This is a genomic window from Streptomyces cyaneus, from assembly GCF_004028635.1.
GTDB lineage: Bacteria > Actinomycetota > Actinomycetes > Streptomycetales > Streptomycetaceae > Streptomyces > Streptomyces cyaneus.
This window is the reverse complement of record NZ_RQJW01000016.1, coordinates 13,124-31,315: the sequence shown is the minus strand read 5'-3', so window position 1 is coordinate 31,315 and position 18,192 is coordinate 13,124. Positions and strand designations below refer to the sequence as shown.

At 71.8% G+C, this 18,192-nt stretch carries 17 protein-coding genes and 2 pseudogenes; 4 read left to right on the top strand and 15 right to left on the bottom strand.

Annotated features, from left to right (window positions below; translation table 11 throughout):
• Window positions 1–3: 3 nt before the first annotated feature.
• On the bottom strand, window positions 4–1,053 hold the full coding sequence (locus EHO50_RS38180) for a zinc-dependent alcohol dehydrogenase (RefSeq protein WP_128436297.1): 1,050 nt from the start codon (window positions 1,051–1,053) through the stop codon (window positions 4–6).
• A 42-nt stretch (window positions 1,054–1,095) separates the two neighbouring features.
• Entirely contained in the window at window positions 1,096–1,920 is an 825-nt protein-coding gene (locus EHO50_RS38175; RefSeq protein WP_128436294.1) for an IclR family transcriptional regulator, read from the bottom strand.
• Between the two features lie 47 nt (window positions 1,921–1,967).
• On the opposite strand from EHO50_RS38175, the gene EHO50_RS38170 reads away from it, so the two are divergent.
• On the top strand, window positions 1,968–3,683 hold the full coding sequence (locus EHO50_RS38170; RefSeq protein WP_220096491.1) for an IlvD/Edd family dehydratase: 1,716 nt from the start codon (window positions 1,968–1,970) through the stop codon (window positions 3,681–3,683).
• 52 nt (window positions 3,684–3,735) lie between these two features.
• Here EHO50_RS38170 and EHO50_RS38165 read toward each other — a convergent pair whose 3' ends face one another.
• The 6 genes and pseudogenes from EHO50_RS38165 to EHO50_RS38140 all read right to left on the bottom strand — a co-directional run bounded on the left by EHO50_RS38165 (window position 3,736) and on the right by EHO50_RS38140 (window position 9,214).
• Window positions 3,736–4,230 (bottom strand): peptidylprolyl isomerase, encoded by a 495-nt coding sequence (locus EHO50_RS38165; RefSeq protein ID WP_128436289.1) that lies wholly within the window; start codon window positions 4,228–4,230, stop codon window positions 3,736–3,738.
• Between the two features lie 278 nt (window positions 4,231–4,508).
• Window positions 4,509–4,664: pseudogene (locus EHO50_RS45460) on the bottom strand (antitermination regulator); the annotation flags it as partial.
• A gap of 101 nt (window positions 4,665–4,765) precedes the next feature.
• Window positions 4,766–5,758: a TAXI family TRAP transporter solute-binding subunit gene (locus EHO50_RS38155; RefSeq protein WP_128436285.1), complete on the bottom strand. Its 993-nt coding sequence runs from the start codon at window positions 5,756–5,758 to the stop codon at window positions 4,766–4,768.
• Entirely contained in the window at window positions 5,755–7,173 is a 1,419-nt protein-coding gene (locus EHO50_RS38150) for a sensor histidine kinase (RefSeq protein WP_128436280.1), read from the bottom strand. The genes EHO50_RS38155 and EHO50_RS38150 overlap by 4 nt, the downstream gene beginning before the upstream one ends.
• An 18-nt stretch (window positions 7,174–7,191) precedes the next feature.
• The gene (locus EHO50_RS38145; protein WP_128436275.1) at window positions 7,192–7,851 is read right to left on the bottom strand and encodes a response regulator transcription factor; all 660 of its coding nucleotides are present in this window, start codon (window positions 7,849–7,851) and stop codon (window positions 7,192–7,194) included.
• Window positions 7,852–7,867: 16 nt separating this feature from the next.
• Window positions 7,868–9,214 carry an MFS transporter gene (locus EHO50_RS38140; RefSeq protein ID WP_128436271.1) on the bottom strand — a complete coding sequence of 449 codons (1,347 nt, stop codon included), beginning with the start codon at window positions 9,212–9,214 and terminating at the stop codon, window positions 7,868–7,870.
• Between the two features lie 165 nt (window positions 9,215–9,379).
• Here EHO50_RS38140 and EHO50_RS38135 point away from each other — a divergent pair, with 165 nt between their 5' ends.
• Both EHO50_RS38135 and EHO50_RS38130 read left to right on the top strand, forming a co-directional pair.
• On the top strand, window positions 9,380–10,480 hold the full coding sequence (locus tag EHO50_RS38135) for a DUF3533 domain-containing protein (protein ID WP_246101797.1): 1,101 nt from the start codon (window positions 9,380–9,382) through the stop codon (window positions 10,478–10,480).
• Between the two features lie 81 nt (window positions 10,481–10,561).
• Window positions 10,562–10,723 (top strand): annotated as a pseudogene (locus EHO50_RS38130) (DUF3533 domain-containing protein); the annotation flags it as partial.
• A gap of 98 nt (window positions 10,724–10,821) precedes the next feature.
• Here the strand turns inward: EHO50_RS38130 and EHO50_RS38125 are convergent.
• The 5 genes from EHO50_RS38125 to EHO50_RS38105 all read right to left on the bottom strand — a co-directional run bounded on the left by EHO50_RS38125 (window position 10,822) and on the right by EHO50_RS38105 (window position 15,671).
• Window positions 10,822–11,949: a ligand-binding sensor domain-containing protein gene (locus EHO50_RS38125; RefSeq protein ID WP_128436266.1), complete on the bottom strand. Its 1,128-nt coding sequence runs from the start codon at window positions 11,947–11,949 to the stop codon at window positions 10,822–10,824.
• Between the two features lie 129 nt (window positions 11,950–12,078).
• Window positions 12,079–13,980, bottom strand: coding sequence for a polyprenyl diphosphate synthase (gene uppS / locus EHO50_RS38120; protein ID WP_164905070.1), 1,902 nt, complete (start codon window positions 13,978–13,980; stop codon window positions 12,079–12,081).
• 1 nt (window position 13,981) lies between these two features.
• On the bottom strand, window positions 13,982–14,371 hold the full coding sequence (locus EHO50_RS38115; protein WP_128436257.1) for a DUF6114 domain-containing protein: 390 nt from the start codon (window positions 14,369–14,371) through the stop codon (window positions 13,982–13,984).
• On the bottom strand, window positions 14,368–14,976 hold the full coding sequence (locus tag EHO50_RS38110; protein WP_128436252.1) for a DUF6230 family protein: 609 nt from the start codon (window positions 14,974–14,976) through the stop codon (window positions 14,368–14,370). Before EHO50_RS38110 ends, EHO50_RS38115 begins: the two co-directional genes overlap by 4 nt.
• Window positions 14,977–15,071: 95 nt before the next feature.
• The gene (locus tag EHO50_RS38105; protein WP_128436248.1) at window positions 15,072–15,671 is read right to left on the bottom strand and encodes a 2'-5' RNA ligase family protein; all 600 of its coding nucleotides are present in this window, start codon (window positions 15,669–15,671) and stop codon (window positions 15,072–15,074) included.
• A gap of 272 nt (window positions 15,672–15,943) precedes the next feature.
• Here EHO50_RS38105 and EHO50_RS38100 point away from each other — a divergent pair, with 272 nt between their 5' ends.
• Window positions 15,944–16,609: a hypothetical protein gene (locus EHO50_RS38100; protein ID WP_246101795.1), complete on the top strand. Its 666-nt coding sequence runs from the start codon at window positions 15,944–15,946 to the stop codon at window positions 16,607–16,609.
• A 145-nt stretch (window positions 16,610–16,754) separates the two neighbouring features.
• On the opposite strand, the gene EHO50_RS38095 is transcribed toward EHO50_RS38100, so the two are convergent.
• Together EHO50_RS38095 and EHO50_RS38090 are read right to left on the bottom strand one after the other, a co-directional pair.
• Complete coding sequence (locus EHO50_RS38095) at window positions 16,755–17,192, bottom strand: hypothetical protein (protein WP_128436241.1); 438 nt, start codon at window positions 17,190–17,192, stop codon at window positions 16,755–16,757.
• A 28-nt stretch (window positions 17,193–17,220) separates the two neighbouring features.
• Complete coding sequence (locus EHO50_RS38090; RefSeq protein ID WP_128436237.1) at window positions 17,221–18,060, bottom strand: DUF1206 domain-containing protein; 840 nt, start codon at window positions 18,058–18,060, stop codon at window positions 17,221–17,223.
• Window positions 18,061–18,192 lie beyond the last annotated feature (132 nt).

The window sequence follows — 18,192 nt, the reverse complement described above, 5'->3', positions numbered from 1 at the left end:
ACCTCACCGCCCCACCCGTCGCACCTGTGCGGTCACAGCACCGGATCGCGGGTCCACGTGGATCTTGGGGCCGGGTCCCGCGCCCTCCGGCCGTTTGCCCGCGAGCACCGCTCCGACCTCGTCGAGGCCCACCGTGGCAGCGACGAGGGGCCTGGGGTCGACGGCTCCCGACGCGTAGGCCCGGATGGTCGCGTCCAGGCCGGGAGAGCCGGACAGGATACCCACCGCGGTCACGTCCTTCAGCACGAGCGCGCGCGTGTCGATCCTGCTCGGCTCGCCCGCGAGCCCGATGTACACGACGCGGCCGGCCGGTTCGGCCAACTCCACTGCCTTGTCCGGCAGATGGGCGGCGTTCGAGGCGTCGACGACCGCGTCGAAGGGCACGTCCGGAAGGGAATGCTCGTCCCACACGTGCTCGAAGCCCAGGGCGTGGGCGAAGGCGGGCGAGCTGTCGGCGCGGTCCAGCAGGTGGACTTCCGCGCCCGACGCCCGCAGGAACATCGCGACCAGCAGGCCGATGGTCCCCGGACCCAGTACGAGAGCACGGTCCCCGGCGTGGAGCCCGGCCGCCCGCGCCGCGCGCAGGGCGTTGCCGCCCGGCTCCACGAGCGCGCCGAGCACGGCGTCGACCGAGTCGGGCAGGGCGTGCAACGAGGACGCCGGTACCGCGAGTTGCTCCGCCAGGGCCCCGGCCCGCGCTCCCCGTATACCGACCTCCTGGCGCTTGTCGCACACATGCTGATGACCCCGCAGACAGCGGCGGCAGCTGCCGCAGCCGAGCATCGTGTCCCCCATGACACGGCGGCCGATCCAGCCCGCGTCGACGCCGTCGCCGACCGCCGCCACGCGCCCGGCCCACTCGTGACCCGGCCTCATCGGATAGGTGGAGTGTCCTTGATGGAGGTAGGCCATGGCACCGGTGAAGAACTCCACGTCGGTCCCGCACACACCGACCCGCTCGACGTCGACGACGACTTCACCGGGTGCGGCCACCGGTGCCGGGAGGTCCTGGACCTCGTACGCGCCGGGCGCGGTCAGGACGAACGCGCGCATGAGACGGCGGTGTCGCGGCGTATGAGGTACACGAGGGTCCTCTCAGGAGTGGGGTTCGCCGAGTGGGCCGAGCAGGTCGCGGATGTCGTCGAGGGCCTCGACAAGCGATGTCAACGGGGTCCGGTACGCCAGCGCGCTGACGCTCACGGCCCCGGAAGGGACTGTGGGCGAGGTCGGATAGACAGGGAGGGCAAGGCAGTTGACCCCGATCTCGTTCTCCTGGTCGTCGACGCCGTATCCCCGCTCACGCGTGGCCGTCAGATCGTCGTGCAGGGCGGCGGCCGTACCCAAGGAACGTTCCGTACGACGCTCCAGCGGGCAGTCGCCGATCCACGCCGCGACCTCCTCCACCGTGCCCAACCGCCGGGCGAGCAGGAGCTTTCCGACGGCGGTGGTGTGGGCGGGGTTGCGCCCGCCGATCGTCGACGTCAGTCGGACGGCACCGGTGGGCGGGTCGACCTTGGCGCGGTAGACGACCTCACGGCCGTCGAGCACCGCGTAGTGCGCGGTCTCGCCGAACCGGTGCGCCAACGCTTCGAGCACGGGGCGGACACGGACCTGCTCGGGGCGGGCCTCGTGATGGGCGAACGCCATACGCAGAAACTCGTCCCCCAGTACGTAGCGTCCGCGGACGTCCTGCTCGGCCAGTCCGGCCCGCCGTAGCGCGCCGAGCGCCCGGTGGACGGTCGGCTTCGGACTGGCGACGACCCGGGTCAGCTCCTCCAGCCCCACCCCGTCGGGATACCGGGCGAGCTCCTTGAGAACCGCCAGCACCCGGTCCGAGCCCACAAGACGGTTGCCGTCGGCGGCAGTTGAGCCGTTCGCGCCGAGGGCTGTCGATCCGTCGTACGTCTGCGTATGCTCCATGGCGTTCCAGACTGTAGACCTCCGTACCGACTGCTGGAAGAGGTCCCATGGTGAGACTGCGCAGCGCACAGTGGTACGAGGGACAGGACCGCAATGCCTACATCCACCGGGCGTGGATGCGCAGAGGCGTGCCCGGCGACGCCTTCACCGGCCGACCGCAGATCGCCATCGCCAACACGGCCTCGGACCTGACCCCTTGCAACGCCCATCTCGATCAGGTCGCCTCCTCGGTGCGCGACGGCGTGTACGAGGCGGGCGGCATCCCACTGGATCTGCCCGTGGTGTCGCTCGGCGAGACGAACGTACGGCCCACCGCCATGCTCTGGCGCAACATGGCCGCGATGGCCACGGAGGAGATGCTGCGGGCCAACCCCATCGACGGCGTCGTCCTGCTGGGCGGCTGCGACAAGACGATCCCGTCGCTGCTCATGGCCGCCGCGTCGGTGGACCTGCCCGCCGTCGTCGTACCCGGCGGCCCGATGCTCACCGGGACCTTCCGAGGCACACCCCTGGGCTGCGGCACCGACGTGTGGCGGCTCTCGGAGGAGGTGCGGGCCGGGACGCTCTCACAGGAGCAGTTCACCCGCTCGGAGTCGGCGATGATCCGCAGCCGCGGCCACTGCAACACCATGGGCACCGCTTCCACGATGGCCCTGGTCGCCGAGGCCCTGGGCACGGTCGTCCCCGGCGTGGCAGGAACCCCCGCCCCCGACAGCCGTCTGCTTCAGGCCGCGCACCACACCGGCCGACTGGCGGTGGACATGATCGGCGCCGACCGCCGGCCCGGGACGATCCTCACCAAGGCCTCCTTCCACAACGCGATCGTCGCGCTCGCCGCCATCGGCGGCTCCACCAACGCCGTCGTCCACCTGCTGGCCATCGCGGGCCGCCTGGGCATCGACCTCTGTCTCGACGACTTCGACCGCATCGGCTCCCGCGTCCCGGTCCTGGTGGACCTCCAGCCGGCCGGCCGCTTCCTCATGGAGGACTTCCATCGCGCCGGAGGCCTGCTCGCCGTGCTGCGCGAGGTCCGCGACCTGCTCGACCCCGACGCCCTCACCGTCACCGGCAAGCCGCTCGTCGACGCACTCGACGACGCCCCGATCTGGGACACCGAGGTCATCCGCACCCGCGCCGAACCCCTGGTCGCCGAGGGCGGCATCGCCGTCCTGCGCGGCAACCTCGCACCCGACGGCGCCCTCATCAAACCGGCCGCAGCCTCCTCGCACCTGCTGCGCCACCGCGGCCGGGCCGTCGTCTTCGACTCCATCGAGGACTTCCACGCACGTATCGACGACCCGGACCTGGATGTGGACGCCGACTCGGTCCTAGTCCTGCGCGGCTGCGGCCCCAAGGGCTACCCGGGCATGCCCGAGGTCTCCAACATGCCCCTGCCGAAAAAACTTCTCGCACAGGGCGTCCGCGACATGGTCCGCGTCTGCGACGGCCGCATGAGCGGCACGGCGTACGGCACGGTCGTCCTGCACGTCGCCCCCGAGGCCGCGGCCGGCGGCCCCCTCGCACTGGTGCGGACGGGGGACTTCATCACCCTGGACGTCGAGGCCCGCCGCATCGACGTCGACGTACCCACCGACGAACTCGCCCGCAGAACCCCCGGCAAGGCGACCGTGGCCGGCTTCGCCGATCCCCGGCGCGGCTGGGAACGCCTCTACATCGACCACGTCCTCCAGGCCGACACCGGCGCCGATCTCGACTTCCTCGTGGGGTCCAGCGGCTCGGAGGTGAGCCGCGAGTCACACTGACCGCGGCTGCGACGGGGCAGGCCCGTCAGGGCCTGCCCCCTGCGCAAGGTCGTCAGGCGACGGTGCCGCAGTCGTCGATGACGATCTTCTTGGCCGTCGCGCCCGAGCGGCTGCCGAGGCCCTCGATCGCCTTGACGACGTCCTCGCCCTCGACGACCTCGCCGAAGACGACGTGCTTGCCGTCCAGCCACGGCGTCACCACGGTGGTGACGAAGAACTGCGAGCCGTTCGTGCCCGGACCCGCGTTGGCCATGCTCAGCAGGAACGGCCTGTCGTGCTTGAGCTGGAAGTTCTCGTCCGCGAACGTCTCACCGTAGATGCTCTTGCCGCCGGTGCCGTTGCCGTTGGTGAAGTCACCGCCCTGCAGCATGAACTCCGGGATGACCCGGTGGAAGGGCGAACCCTTGTAGCCGAACCCGTGCTGGCCCGTCGCCAGCTCACGGAAGTTGCGCGCGGTCTTGGGCACCACGTCGTCGAAAAGTCGGAAGACGATGCGGCCGAGGTCCTCGCCACCGGCCGAAACTTTGAAAAACACGTTCTCGCTCATGGTCATGATTCTCCACATCTGGCGGCCTGAGATCGAATCGGCCGCGCGCGGCGCTCCCTGAACGCGTCTCGGTGCGGCGACGCACTCGCAATGTGACGGCCTCGGTCCGAGTGAAATGCCCGGGGCTGGGGACTTGGCGTTCAGGCCGGCTCAGCGGCGTACCCATTGGGGGCTGGTCCGGCCAGGCTCCTCTGGTTCAGACCACGAGCCGGGGGAGCCGCCCGCGTGGCCATGACAGAGTGCTGTCATGGCAGAGGGCCGCGCGCTCGCAGATCAGGACGGGTGGCGACGGCATGTTCCATCTGGGCGTGCGTGCGGGCGCTGGAGAAGGCGACCGCGGCGTGGGAGGCCGGCAGCCAGCCGGCCAGCTCGCCGGCCTCGGTGAAGGCGCCGGGCTTGCGAGCGTAGAGGTTCAGCGCGCCGAGATCCTCCTCCGCCGCCCCGCTGGGCTGGACGGTGGTGGCGACGACGAACTCGAAAAGAACCTTGCAGGTAGGCGCCGACGAACGACGAATTCCGGCTCCGGGAGGAGTGGCTAGCCGTGCAGCTCGCGGTAGGCGACAACCGCCCCGGAGTGCAGGGGCACCACCCCGGTGGAGATCAGGCTGCGGGCGTCGAGGAACTGGGTGCCGAGGGCCGTGGTGGGGACGAGCCGGGTGGCGCGGCGCACCAGGACGTGGGTGAGGGCGGCGGCGACGGGCGCCGGCAGGTCGGGGCGGCACAGGAGCAGGTTGGCCACGCCGATGGTGGTCATCTCGGGCGTTCCGCGGTACGCCCCGGCCGGCACCGTCACCGGCTCCACACCCGAGGCGAAGAGTCCCGCGTCGGCACGCAGGCGGGGCAGGAGGTCGGCCAGCGGCAGGAGGCGGATGCCGGGGCGGACGCCGAGGCCGGAGAGTGCCGGCAGCGGGAGGCCGCCCGACACCAGCAGGGCGTCGATCGCGCCGTCCCGCATGGCGCGTACCGCCTGGGGCAGCAACAGATGGCGGACGCGGACGTCGGTGCCCGGAGTCAGGCCCGCGGCCCGTAGCAGTCGGTCGCCGAGGACGGCACCGCCGGATGCGGGCGCGCCCAGCGAGACGGTGCGCCCGGCCAGGTCGGCGACGGTGGGGATCCGCGCGTCGGCGCGCACGGCCAGCTGAAGGTAGTTCTCGTAGACCCGGCCGATGGCACGCAGCGGTACCCGACTGCCGAACGGTGCAGAGCCGGCGTACGCGGCCCCCGCGATGTCGGCCAGTGACAGGGCCACGTCGGCCCGGCGTGCTCGAAGCAGCCGAATGTTGGCCACGCTGGCCTCGCTGTTGATCACCTCGCAGGACAGCTGGGGGTAGGCCGCCGTCACCTGCTCGGCGAGCAGCCGACCGAAGGCCGCGTAGAAGTTGCCGGACTCGCCGGTCGCAATGCGCAGCCTGCCCTTCGGACCGCGGTCCGTGTGCCGGGCGTCGGCCGTCGCTGCGGTGGCGAGCAGGGCGGTGCACGCCGTTCCGAGGGCGGCGCGCAGTGCGGTGCGGCGGGCGGGGCCGGTCATGCCGTAAGCCCCTTCTGGCCGGACGCCCCGCGCTCGGCGCGGGGGAGCAGGACCCGGACCCGCAGGCCGCGCGGCTCGGCCGCCGCGAACTCGACGCGTCCGCCACGGCCGGCCACCAGCTGCTCGGCGATCGCCAGCCCGAGGCCGCTGCCGCGCACCGCGCGGTGCCGCTCGGAGCGCCAGAACCGGGTGCCGGCCTGGGGGAGCTCGCCGGAGGCGAGACCCGGGCCGTCGTCCCGTACCTCGAACACCGCGTCTTGGCCCTCGGTGAAGCAGCGCGTCTCGACGCGGGCGCGGCTGCCGGCGTACTTGATCGCGTTGTCCAGCAGGATGTCGGCCACCTGAGCCAGTTCGCCCTCCGTGCAGGACGTGAGGACGGCGGGGCCGGGGGAGAACTCCAGGTGGATTCCCGCCCGTTCGGCCAACGGCTGCCACAGCTGTGCCTGGGCGGCGGTGACCGCCCTCGCGTCGCAGCACGCTTGCGAGCCGTCCGTCACGGCCAGTTCACCGGCGCGGTGTTCGGCGTTGGCGAGGGCGAGCAGGTCGTCGAGGAGGTGCTCCATGCGTTCGAGTTCGGCGGTCACGCCCGTGTAGGTGCGGGTGGCGGAGTCGGGCAGGCGGGGCTGGAGTGAGTCGATGCGCAGGCGCAGTGCGGCGAGCGGGTTGCGCAGCTGGTGGGATGTGTCGGCGACCAGGCGGCGCTGCTGTTCCAGTGCGGTGGTCACCGCGTCGGCCATGCGGTTGAAGCCGGTGGCCAGCTGGCGCAGTTCGGGTGGGCCGCCGGCCCTGGCGTGCTCGGCCGGCAGCCCGGCCGCGAGCGTGCCGACCGCGCGGTCGAGGCGGTGCAGAGGCCGTACGACCCACCGCGTGGCGGCGCGGGCGAGCAGCACGCACGCCACCGCGAACAGGCCCGCGCCGGCCAGGACCAGAGCCCAGCGCAGGGCGATGTCGTCGGCGGCGGCCCGCACCGAGGCCCGCAGCACCACCGCGCCGGACACCCGGGTGCCGGTGCCCACCGGGCGGGCGAGCAGCTTGTCGCCGCGGGACCAGGGGCGCAGTGTGCCTCCGGGCGAGACGGGCTGATTGCGCAGCGCCGCGTCGACCAGGCGGGCGACGGCCGGGTCGGCGGCGCGCATGCCGCCGGTCTGCGTCACCGGGGCGCGGCGGGCGTCGACGACCACGACCGCCTCGCCGTACAGCTCGGTGTACCGGCTCACCTCGGCGGTCAGTATGCCGGTGTCGCCGCTCTCGGCGGCCTGCTCGGCCAGCCCCGCGAAGCGGTCCAGGTCGGCGGTGCGGGCCGCCAGGAGCTGCTCGGTGCGCTGTGTGGCGGTGACGCCCAGCAACGGGACGGCGAAGCCGGCCACCGCGAGCACGGCGAAGGCCAGGACGACGGTCAACACCCGGGTACGCATATGAGGGCCCTTGCCGGCTCAGCCGCCGAACCGGTAGCCGAAGCCGCGGATCGTGGTCAGCACCTCGGGCCGGCCGATCTTGGCCCGCAGCTGGGTGAGATGGACGTCGAGCGAACGGGACACCGCCAGGTAGGCGTCGCCCCACACCTCGTCCATCAGCTGCTGGCGGCTGACCGCCGTACCGGCCCTGGTCGCCAGCGCGGCGAGGACCGCGAACTCCTTGGTGGTCAACCGTACTTCGGCGCCGCCGACGGTCACCCGACGCGCGTCCAGGTCGACCTCGACGTCATCGGCGCGGACGATACGAGGCGCCGGGGCGGCGGCCGTCGCGCTGCGCCGGGTGACGGCCTCGATACGGGCCAGCAGCTCAGCCAGCCGTACCGGTTTGACGAGGTAGTCGTCGGCGCCCAACCGCAGCCCGCGCACCACCGACCGCTCGTCGCCCCGCGCGGTGAGGACCACCACCGGCAGACCGCTCACCGCGCGCAGCTTGCGCAGCACCTCGAGGCCGTCGAGGTCGGGCAGGCCGAGGTCGAGCAGCAGCAGGTCGGCCCGCCGGTGGCGGACGAGGACCTCCTCGCCGCGCCGCACCCGGGTGGGCAGATGACCGTGCTCGTACAGGGCCTCGGTGAGGGCGTCGGCCACCCCGTCGTCGTCCTCGGCCAGCAGCACGCGCACGGTCGCCTCCCTTCCGTCAGTGGTCGCGGGTCTCGGTCTCCAGCGGCGATCCGTGGGACGTCTCGCGCATCCGAATGTAGACGAGCAGCGAAATCAGGACACAGGCGGTGACGTAGTAGAAGTACCAGCTCTCGTGACCGGCGTTCTTGAACCACAGGGCCACGTACTCGGCGGTCCCGCCGAAGACGGCCACCGTCAGCGCGTACGGCAGGCCGACGCCCAGTGCCCGGATCGAGGTCGGGAACAGCTCGGCCTTCACCACCGCGCTGATCGAGGTGTACAGGGAGCTGACCGCCAGCGGCCCGACCATGAGGAGAAAGGCGTACACGGGATTGCTGGTGTGCGACAGCAACGTCAGCGAGGGCACCACGACCACCGCGCCCAGCACGCCGAACGCGATCAGCATCGGCCGGCGCCCCACCCGGTCGGACAGCAGCCCCATGACCGGCTGCAGCACCACGAACACCAGCAGCGCGAAGAAGTTGATCCAGGCCGCCGTCGGTTTGGCGATACCGCTGGTGTTGACCATGAACTTCTGCAGATACGTGGTGTACGTGTAGAAGAACAGCGTGCCGCCCATGGTCAGCCCGACCACGACCAGGCACTGCCGGGGGTAGGACAGCAGCATCCGCAGACTGCCACGCGCCGGCCCACCGCTCTTGCCGTCGTCTCCCTCGGCCGCCGCCCGCTCGAAGCTCTCCGACTCGTCCATGCCGCGCCGCAGCCACAGCACCACGATCGCCCCCGCCGCACCGACGACGAACGCCACCCGCCAGCCCCACGCCTCCATCTGGGCGGCGCTGAGCACCTGCTGCAGGACGATCTGCAGACCGAGCGCCGTCAACTGGCCGGCGATGAGCGTGACGTACTGGAAGCTGGAGTAATAGCCGCGCCGGCCCGGCGATGCCACCTCCGACATGTAGGTGGCCGACGTCGAGTACTCACCGCCGACCGACAGCCCCTGCAGCAGCCGCGCCGTCACCAGCAGCACCGGCGCGGCGACCCCGATCGAGCCGTACGACGGGGTCAGCGCCACGATCAGCGAACCGGCCGCCATGAGCGTCACCGACAGCGTCAGCGCCGCGCGCCGGCCACGGCGGTCGGCGTAGCGGCCGAGGATCCAGCCGCCGATCGGGCGCATCAGGAACCCGACGGCGAACACCGCGGCGGTGTTCAGCAGCTGGGCGGTCTGGTCGCCGGACGGAAAGAACGCGGCGGCGAAGTACACGCTGAACGCGGTGTACGCGTACCAGTCGTACCACTCGATCAGGTTGCCGATCGATCCGCGCACGATGTTGCTGACGACCCTGCGTTCGGTGCGGCGCGACTGCTGCGCGCTCACGGGCGTGGTCTGTGTGGCCATCGAAAACTCCCTTGTCTGCGGCCCGGGAGCACACAGAGTCGACGGCACGACAGGGCCGTTCAACAGCGCGAACGAAGTCCTAACAGTCCCTTAGGGCTGAGGCGGCGCGACGTACGACAGCCACACCGAGGGGCTCGTTCACGCCCCCGTGCGATCATCAGCCGCGTGAACTCCCAGTCCAGCCCGTCCTCGGGCATATCCCCCACGGACTCCGCCGCAGACACCGCCGACGCCCCCGTCGACTCCGCCGCCAAGTCCCCTGGTTTCGCCTCCGAGTTGAGGGACGCCGTGACGCTCCGGGCGTTCGGGCTCGTGCTCGGCGGCCTGCTCGTCCAGCTCGCCTTCGTCGTCTCCTACGTCGGGGCCTTCCACTCGCCCACGCCACACCGGATCCCGGTCGCGGTGGCCGCTCCGCAGCAGGCGTCCGCGAAGATCGTCGCCCAGCTCAACGCCCTCGACGGCACCCCGGTCGAGGCCACGGCGGCACCCAGCAGCGCCGCCGCCCGCCAGTGGGTCCTCACCCGGAAGGCCGACGCCGCCTTCCTCTTCGACGCGACCGGCACCAAGGACACCCTCCTGGTCGCCTCGGCGGGCGGGCCTTCGGTGTCGCAGACCGCCACGCAGATCGCCCAGAAGATCGAGGCGGCGCAAAAGCGCCAGATCACCGTCACCGACATCCGGTCCCCGAACTCCGGCGACGGGCGCGGCATGACGTCCTTCTACCTCGTCCTCGGCTGGGTGATCGGCGGCTACCTCACGGCGACGATCATGGGCATGGCCGCCGGTTCCCGGCCCGCCAACCGGCACCGCACCCTCATCCGGCTCGCCGTCCTCGTCCCGTACGCGATCGTGTCGGGCATCGCCGGAGCGGTGATCGTGGGACCGGTGTTCGACGCGCTCGGCGGCCACTTCTGGGCCCTGAGCGGCATCGGCACCCTCGTCGTCCTCGCCTCGGCGGCGACCGCGCTCGCGCTGCAGACCCTGCTGGGCCTGCTCGGCACCGGCGTGGTCGTCCTCCTCTTCGTGGTGCTGGGCAACCCGAGCTCCGGCGGTGTGTACCCGGCGCCGCTGCTCCCGGCGTTCTGGAGCGCGATCGGCCAGGCCCTGCCGCCCGGGGCGGGCACCACGTTGGTCCGCAACACCGTGTACTTCTCGGGCAACGCCACCACGTCGGCACTCTGGGTGCTGGGCGCCTACGCGGCGGGCGGTGCGCTGCTCGCCTGGTCGGCTTCGTGGTGGCGCGAACGCGGGCACGCCGGCGCCTGACCCGCCCTTGGACGGGGCCCGCGCGAGGGCATCGCGGGGGCCCCGGCTGTCGTGGAACAGGTGGCTGGATTTCGGCCCCGGCTCCTGCCCGGGGCGGGCACCACGTTGGTCCGCAACACCGTGTACTTCTCGGGCAACGCCACCTCGTCGGCACTCTGGGTGCTCGGCGCCTACGCGGCGGGCGGTGCGCTGCTTGCCTGGTCGGCTTCGTGGTGGCGCGAACGCGGGCACGCCGGCGCCTGACCCGCCGTTGGACGGGGCCCGCGCGAGGGCATCGCGGGGCCCCGGCTGTCGTGGATCAGGTGGCTGGATTTCGGCCCCGGCTCCGTACGGAATCCGCGTCAGGCTTCGATGCGTTCCGTGTACGCCTCGGTCGGCGGAGCCGGCGTGGGACTGGTCATGCCCACCGACCAGAACCCCGCGGTACCCGGAATCGACGTCACGCCGTTGAGATACGGCGCCGGCGCCGCGCCCGCGGGGCCGCGAACGACGGTCCAGTCGTCGCCGTCCCGGCGCAGGTACGTGCTGCGGCTCTGGTCCTGGTAGTTCCAGCCCGATATCCACGCGGCGCGACCCTGCGCATCGCCCGCGATTCCGCTCAACGACCCGACTGTGAAGCCCGCTTCCACCCGCGTCCAGGCCGTGCCGTCCCAGTGGCTCAGGGCGGGGTTGCCGGGGCGGCCGGGCGGCCCGCCGACGCCGGCCTCCGTGCCCACTGCCCAGACGTCGTCCGGGCCGGCCGAGTGAAGATCGGCGATCCCCAGACGCAGGCCCGCGATCGGGGGCAGCACCGTCCACGCTCCGTCCCAGCGGGCGACGAGCCCGGACCATCCTCCGCCGTTCGACTGGTCGCCGCTCACCCAGACCTCGCCCGGCGAGCGCAGTACGACCCGGTACAGGTTCGCGCTCGCGACGGGCAACGGGTCCAGCCATTGCCATCGTTGCCCGTCCCAGTGCAGCAGACGGACGGCGCCGCCCCGGCTGCCGCAGATCCACACCCGTCGGTCCTGGCCGACCGCCACCGCGTTCAACCGGACGTCCGGCTCGCCAATGCCCGGGAAGGTTGCTTCGCGCCAGGTGGTTCCGTCCCAGCGCAGCAGCGGGCTGCCGTTCCCGGCAGGCTGGCCCACACTCCACGCCGCGGTGGAGCAGACCCCGGCGACGTCGCTCAGCCGCGTGTGGTTCAGGTGCGACAGGTCGGTCTTCGTCCAGGCGCTGCCGTTCCACAGCATGGCCAGCCCCCGCCCCTGCGACGGCCCGGCACGGCCCTCCTCACCGACCGCCCAGGCCAGATGGGTTCCGACTGCGGCGATACGGCGCAGCTGCGCGGCCGGAGTGCTGCCGGGCGCCGGCACAGCCTGCCAGCCTTGCGTACGGGGCGTCGGCTCGTCGGCCCGGGCTGGATCCGGGCCGAGCGCGATCCCCGAAAGTGCGCCGATCGCCCCTGCGACAAATCGCCTTCGTCTCACTGATGGATCCCCCAGACGGATAGAGCCGGACAGCGCCGGATAGTGCCGGACAAGGCCGGACAGGAGGGACCACCGTGAACCAGCGCACCGCAGAGTTCTAGATACTCACGTGACAAAGCCCGTGTTCCGTCATGGCTTCGAAGGCCCGGTGGTGGAGAGCTGGGCGGGGATGCGGGGGAGTGAGCCGTAGCGGCGGCTGCGGCGGGCGTACTGTTCGATCGCCTCCCACAGGTCGCGTCGGTCCACCTCGGGCCAGGGGGTGTCGAGGAACAGCAACTCGGCGTAGGTGGCCTGCCAGGGAAGGAAGTTGGAGGTCCGCTGGTCGCCGCCGGTGCGCAACAGCAGGTCGACGTCGGGCAGTTCGGGGACGTGCAGGTACCGGGCGAAGGCATGCTCGGACACGGAGCCGGGGTCGATCCTCCGGGCGACCGCGTCCTGGGCCAGCTTGGCCGCGGCTGCCGTGATCTCGCAGCGGCCGCCGTAGTTCACACACATGGTCAGGGTCAGCGCGGTGCGGTCACGGGTGGTCCGCTCGGCCTCGACGAGGGTCTCGATGACGTCCGCCGGCAGGCGGGAACGTACGCCGGCCCAGCGCACGCGGACGTCCAGTGGCGGACCGTCGTCCGTCAGGCGGCGCAGGCCCTCGGGGATCTCGTGCATCAGCGCGTGCAGTTCGTCGGCAGGGCGCTTCCAGTTCTCGGTGGAGAACGCGTACACGGTCAGGTGCTTCAGGCCGATCTCCAGGGCACCGTGGACGACGTCGATCAGAGCGTCGGCGCCCGCCCGGTGGCCGTCGCTGCGCGGCAGGCCGCGGGCGGCAGCCCAACGGCCGTTGCCGTCCATCACGATCGCGACGTGGCGCGGCATGGCCTCGGCGGGCAGCTGGGGCGGGCGGGCGCCGGACGGGTGCGGGGTCGGAGGGACCGTCGGACGCCGCTGGGCGGCCCCCGTGCGCCTCTCCTCGGCCCGGCCGGCCGCTTCGGGCGCGTCTGCCGACGCGGGGTCCGGCGGGCAGGACCGGATGGGGAAGGGGAACAGGCCCCAGGCCAGCGCGGCCTTCGCCCGGGCGGGCAGCAGCAGGCGCAGGCGGGCGCCTCGCGGCAGGGCCGGGCGGCGGTGCAGCAGCGCGGCGGGGTCGTCGGCCGCGGACTTCAGGCGCAGCCGGTACAGGTCGGTGTAGGCGCCGAGCGCGACACCGACCGCCGGGTGCATCACCGGTGGCAGCGGCGTGCGGTCCAGCCATGCGCGGGCCCGGTCGGCCAGGCGGCGCACCAGTTCCTCGAACGCCGGGGTGGCGCGCCGGGCCAGCAGGTCCGCCTGACACACGCCGACCTCGTCCAGGGCTTCCTGCGGCAGCGGCACATGGCCGCGGGCCAGGTCGTCGGAGAGGTCGACGAGGGCGTCGGTGAGGTAGAGGCCGTCGACGGCGGTCTGCCACGCCACCGCCGCCCCCGGCACGCCCGCGGCGATCGCCTCCGGCTCGGCGGACACCCCCGCAGCCCGCAGCAGCAGTGAGCCCGCGCGTAGCACGAGCGGGGTGTTGACCAGGCTGTTGTAGTGCCGCCACTCCTGCCATGTGGTGAACTGCCGCCCCTGGACGTCCTGGCGCAGCTCCTCGAACAGCGTGTGCAGAAACCCCGGCGGCAGGTTCCAGGTCAGCATGGTGTGGATCAGGGCCTGCCGTACCGGGTCGCTGCTCCGGCCGTCGCGCAGGTCCGCGTCGAACCCCGAGATCCATGCCTCCAGCCGTCCGGCCCGCCCCGGATCCGTCCCGCCGCCGGATCCGCTGCTGCTGCCGGGGGTTTCTGTGCCGCAGGATGCGTCGGCCAGGTCGTCCACGGCCCGTACGGCGCCGTACAGCGCCCAGGTGGCGGTTCGCAGTGGAGGCGGCAGCAGCAGCGAGACGGCGTACTCGATCTCGCCCGTCGCTCGGGTGGCGCGGCGGCATGCCTCGTAGCCGCGGCGCAGGGCCACGTCGTGGATGCCGCTGCGCTGGTAGACCCGCGCGGCGGGTACAGCCGGGGACCTCACCTCACGCCTCCTGTGGGGTCGCGGGCGCCTGCTGGGGGATCCAGGCCAGGGCCAGGGCACTGCCGACGGCGGTGAGCAGGAAGCCCAGCAGCAGGCCGCCGAGGTTGGCGGCGACCAGGCTGACCAGGGACAGCACTGCGGCCAGGACGCCGGAGAAGTAACGCAGGGCCGGGTTGCGCCACGTCGTCACACCGGCGACGACGAACAGCGCACCGAGGGCCCACGAGGCGGCGCCCGCGGTACCCGTGAACCGCAGGAAGCCCAGCCCCACCCAGGAGACGCAGATCAACTCCAGCCCGCCGAGGCCCAACAGCAGCCCCGCCGCGAACGGGCGACTGCGCCGCCACTCTTGCAGGCCGCACCGCCGGCCAGGCCGAATCGCCGTACTCATCGGGCCGCTCCCGGCTCGCAGCCGCCCGCATCCCGGCGCACGTCGATGGAGACACCCCGGGAGGTGATCGTCCCGGCAGTGAAGGCATGCGGCTGAGTGGTCACCGTGTTGCCGCTGACCTTCTGCGCGCCGACGGTGAACAGGCCCGTGGGCTCCCGCAGAGACACCCGCGGGGTGCTGAACTTCGCGCCGGAGAGCTTCACCGACCGGGCCGTGGCCTTGCCTGCCTCAACCGTCAGGCCAGTGGCCGAGGCCCGCTCGATGCGTACCACGGCGGTCACCGCTCCGACGACCGGCAGGCGGGCTGTGGAGGTGACGCAGGCATCCTCCACCGTCGCCTGCTCCACCCGCGTCGCCAGCGCCGGCAACAGTCCGCCACGGCCCGAGGCGGCCGGGGAGGCCGACACACCCGAGGCGGACACCCGCGCGGCATGCACGGTGACCGGAACCTCCCCCGCGAACGCCACGGACACGGCACCTGCCGCACTACCAGCCAGCAGGACGCAGGCACCCACCAGCAGGGGAACCAGCGCCAGGGCGAACCGGCGGCGGCTTGTCCGCCCGGCGCCGGTACTCGTCATCACGGGGAAGTCGTCATCGATCACGACCGACCCAACGACCGTCCCGGACCGAAGTACCGCCAAGCCCACGATCGGTTGATACGACCCAGCGGCCGGTTGCCGCGCCCGTCGGCGCACACTCAGCTCGTGCGCGGTTGGTGCACCTCGCCCGTGCCCAGGGTGATCACGGCCCGGGGTCGCATGGGCTCCTCGCCGCGGCGCGAGAGCAGGACTACTTCCTCGACCGATGCCGACAGCGTGCCGAGCCGGACGGCGCACTCGGCCGCCAGGTGCTTCGGGTCCTGTGTGCGGCCGAGAGACAGATGCGGGGTGAAGCGGCCGCCGCGCCCTTGGCAGAGCGGGAACCGCAGCTGTAGTTCTCGGTGGAGACGGGCCCAGGGCGCAGCGTCCGCCGCGGCCGGATCGAGCCAGATCGTCGCGTAGTGCCGGTGCCGGAAGTACCGCACACCGGCCAGGCGTGCCGTGAATGCCGTGCTCTGTGCGGCGACGGCGGAGAGCAGCGGCACGGCCCGGGCGAACTCCTCCTCGGGGACGAAGCCGAACAGCAGATTCACATGCGGCGGCCAGCGCCGAACCTGTGGATCGTGCTCCCAGCGGATGTCCTGAATGGCCGGCCAGAGCTCCCTCGGCGGCAGCCACGCCAGCGCCGTCCGGGCCGTCGGCGCCACCTTGAGCGCATCCATCGGCTCGGCCCCGCCGAGAGCCGGATCTCCGTCCACGTGGCCATGGTGCCAAATCGGGCCGTCAAGGAGTGCGGAGACTCGCTCGCGTACGTGATTCGACTGCCGACCGATCTCAAGTCAACGTGCTGGCAATGAAATTGACCGCGCATCAGTTCCGAAATCAAGTACAACTTTGCCAGTTCTTGGTGTAGCTCGACCGTCGATTACGTGAGCCTCGTGGGCACCAAGAGGTGACTGCAAGCCCCACCGGAACAGGGGCAACACGGTCACCGTCCCCCCACGTACGGTAAGAGGCAACAACGATGACGATGAACCGCACACTGCGGTACGGCGGCCGCACGCTGGCGCTGACGGCGACCACGCTCGGGGTGATCGCGGCGGCCGTGCCCGCTGTGGCAGAGGAGCAGCCCGCCGGGGAACAGATCATGGCCGACTGCGCCTCTGGAGAAGGCAAGTGCAGCTTCAACTCCCCGGAAATCGGCGAAGCTTACGTCGGTAAGCCCCGCCAGGTCTCCGAACTGCTCTACAACTGCACCGCCTCACCCGCGTCCCAGTCGATGTCGTGGGCAGACACCGTGGGCTCCTCCCACTCGGTGGGTGGCTCGGTCACCGTCGGTGGCGGCATCGAGGGCATCATCACCGCCAGTGTGACCGCGACGTACAACTACACATGGCAGAGCTCGCACACGGAGACAAGCACCTTCACCGTGACCGTGCGGCCGGGCGAGGTGGGCTGGATCTCCCGCGCCCAAGTGATGCAGCGGATAACCGGCACCTGGCAGACCCACTACGACGACCCCAAGTGGGGCCACTACTACTGGTTCGTACCCGACGTGATCACCGGCCCCGCCCCGAACGGCACCGACGGCAAGCACAGCGCGGTAGTGGTCGAATCCCGCAAGATGACGGCCGCCGAGAAGAAGCTCTGCTCCACCGGATCCACCCAGGACAGGGTCTTCACCCGCAGCCGCTGATCCGGCCCGGAATGCCCCCTGCCCGACGTCGACAGCGGTGCCCCCTGAGCTCCGTCCGCAGCTGGAGGAACTCATCCGTGGCCGGCGGCGTCGAGACAGGCGTGGTCGTCGGCAGGCCCGGCGGACCTGCACTGACCCAGCTCGTTCAGAAGTCCGTCGACAGCCCGCTCACCTCGGCGATGCCCCGCAGCTCTTCCGTCTGCCTGTGTCGTTCCCTGATGTAGTCGGCGATCTCGCCGAGGCGGACGGGATCGGATGCGGTGGTCGCGTCCGTGACGATCCTGACCGGTCCGGTCTCGTCGACATCGATCTCGACCACTTCGTTGTCCAGGCGGCCGGTGACAGCGGTGGCGATGACGAGCGCCGCCTCGTCACGGACCTCCTGGGGCAGCTCGTCGCCGTCAGCTGTGGTGTCGAGCGCGAGGTCGTGACTGGAGAGGCGCTCCTCTTCGATCGCCTGGAGGGCTGGTTCCACCACGCGCAGCAGGAGACGGTAATCCTCCGTGTCCATCCGGATGCGCAGGAGGTCCAGGTACACGTCCACGGGCCGGCCGTCGCCATACGGAATCTCGGAATCGCTCATCCGCACCGTGTTCCCCGTACGACGGCGCTCAGACCTTTCGCCAGCGGGCCATGGCGAAGGAAAACACACCGAACAGCACAAGCCCGGCGGCGACGCAGGCCAGCAGCCAGGGGCCGAGCGGGGTGTCGGCGAAAGCGCGCAGGGTGTCGTCCAGCCCCTTGGCCCGTTCGGGTTCGTAGTCGATGGCCGCGCGGACGGCGAAGACACCGGCCACGGCGAACACCAGCCCGCGGGCGGCGCCGCCGGCCACGCCCGTGACGTCCACCAGCTGCCGTGCCCGGTGGCTCATCCGCCCGAGCCTGAGCTCGTCGTGGTACTTGCGCAGGACCGCCCGTACGCCGATCCAGCCGCCGACCACGACGACGGCGACCCCGGCCGCGCCGACCAGCCACTGGCCGGCGGGCATCTCCAGCGCCCTGGCCGTGGCATCCCGGGACTGCTGATCGCTGGATCCACCGCCGCTCCGGTTACGGCTCGCAGCGAACGACAGCACCGAGTAGGCGACGAAGACGTAGAACGCGCAGCGGACGGCCGCCAGCAACCGCTTGCGCGCGCTACGGCCGTCCTGCCCGACGGAACCGAAGATCGCCTCGGACAGCCGCCACAGGGCCATGCCGACGAGCCCGATACCCAGCGTCCACAGCAGCACCGCGCCGAACGGCTGCTGCGACAGTTCCGCCAAGGCCCCGCCACGGTCGGCCTGCGCGTTCGTGTCGCCGAAGGCGATCTGCAGCGCCAGCGCACCGACGAGCAGATAGATCACACCCCGGGCAGCGAGGCCCGCCCGCGCAGCCCCCTCGGTGACCGAACCCCGCGCCGCCCGCCGGGCCCGCAACCGTCCCGTCCATGCCAATGCACTCGCATCCATGTCGACCTCCCCGCAATCCGGATGCCCCGACTCGCCCACCCCACACGCGGCCCTGCCGTCGGCCAGGGGATACGGACGAGGCCGGGCCCGAACCCGTACGCCCGCTCGTACAGGAGGCCGGAACGAGGTCCG

Bases quoted from the DNA above. Each gene is read 5' to 3' on its own strand.
- EHO50_RS38095 (WP_128436241.1), bottom strand. From the start codon at position 17,192: ATGAGCGATTCCGAGATTCCGTATGGCGACGGCCGGCCCGTGGACGTG.
- EHO50_RS38165 (WP_128436289.1), bottom strand. From the start codon at position 4,230: ATGAGCGAGAACGTGTTTTTCAAAGTTTCGGCCGGTGGCGAGGACCTC.
- EHO50_RS38150 (WP_128436280.1), bottom strand. From the start codon at position 7,173: ATGCGTACCCGGGTGTTGACCGTCGTCCTGGCCTTCGCCGTGCTCGCG.
- EHO50_RS38115 (WP_128436257.1), bottom strand. From the start codon at position 14,371: ATGAGTACGGCGATTCGGCCTGGCCGGCGGTGCGGCCTGCAAGAGTGG.
- EHO50_RS38090 (WP_128436237.1), bottom strand. From the start codon at position 18,060: ATGGATGCGAGTGCATTGGCATGGACGGGACGGTTGCGGGCCCGGCGG.
- EHO50_RS38175 (WP_128436294.1), bottom strand. From the start codon at position 1,920: ATGGAGCATACGCAGACGTACGACGGATCGACAGCCCTCGGCGCGAAC.
- EHO50_RS38140 (WP_128436271.1), bottom strand. From the start codon at position 9,214: ATGGCCACACAGACCACGCCCGTGAGCGCGCAGCAGTCGCGCCGCACC.
- EHO50_RS38180 (WP_128436297.1), bottom strand. From the start codon at position 1,053: ATGCGCGCGTTCGTCCTGACCGCGCCCGGCGCGTACGAGGTCCAGGAC.
- EHO50_RS38170 (WP_220096491.1), top strand. From the start codon at position 1,968: ATGGTGAGACTGCGCAGCGCACAGTGGTACGAGGGACAGGACCGCAAT.
- EHO50_RS38100 (WP_246101795.1), top strand. From the start codon at position 15,944: ATGAACCGCACACTGCGGTACGGCGGCCGCACGCTGGCGCTGACGGCG.
- EHO50_RS38155 (WP_128436285.1), bottom strand. From the start codon at position 5,758: ATGACCGGCCCCGCCCGCCGCACCGCACTGCGCGCCGCCCTCGGAACG.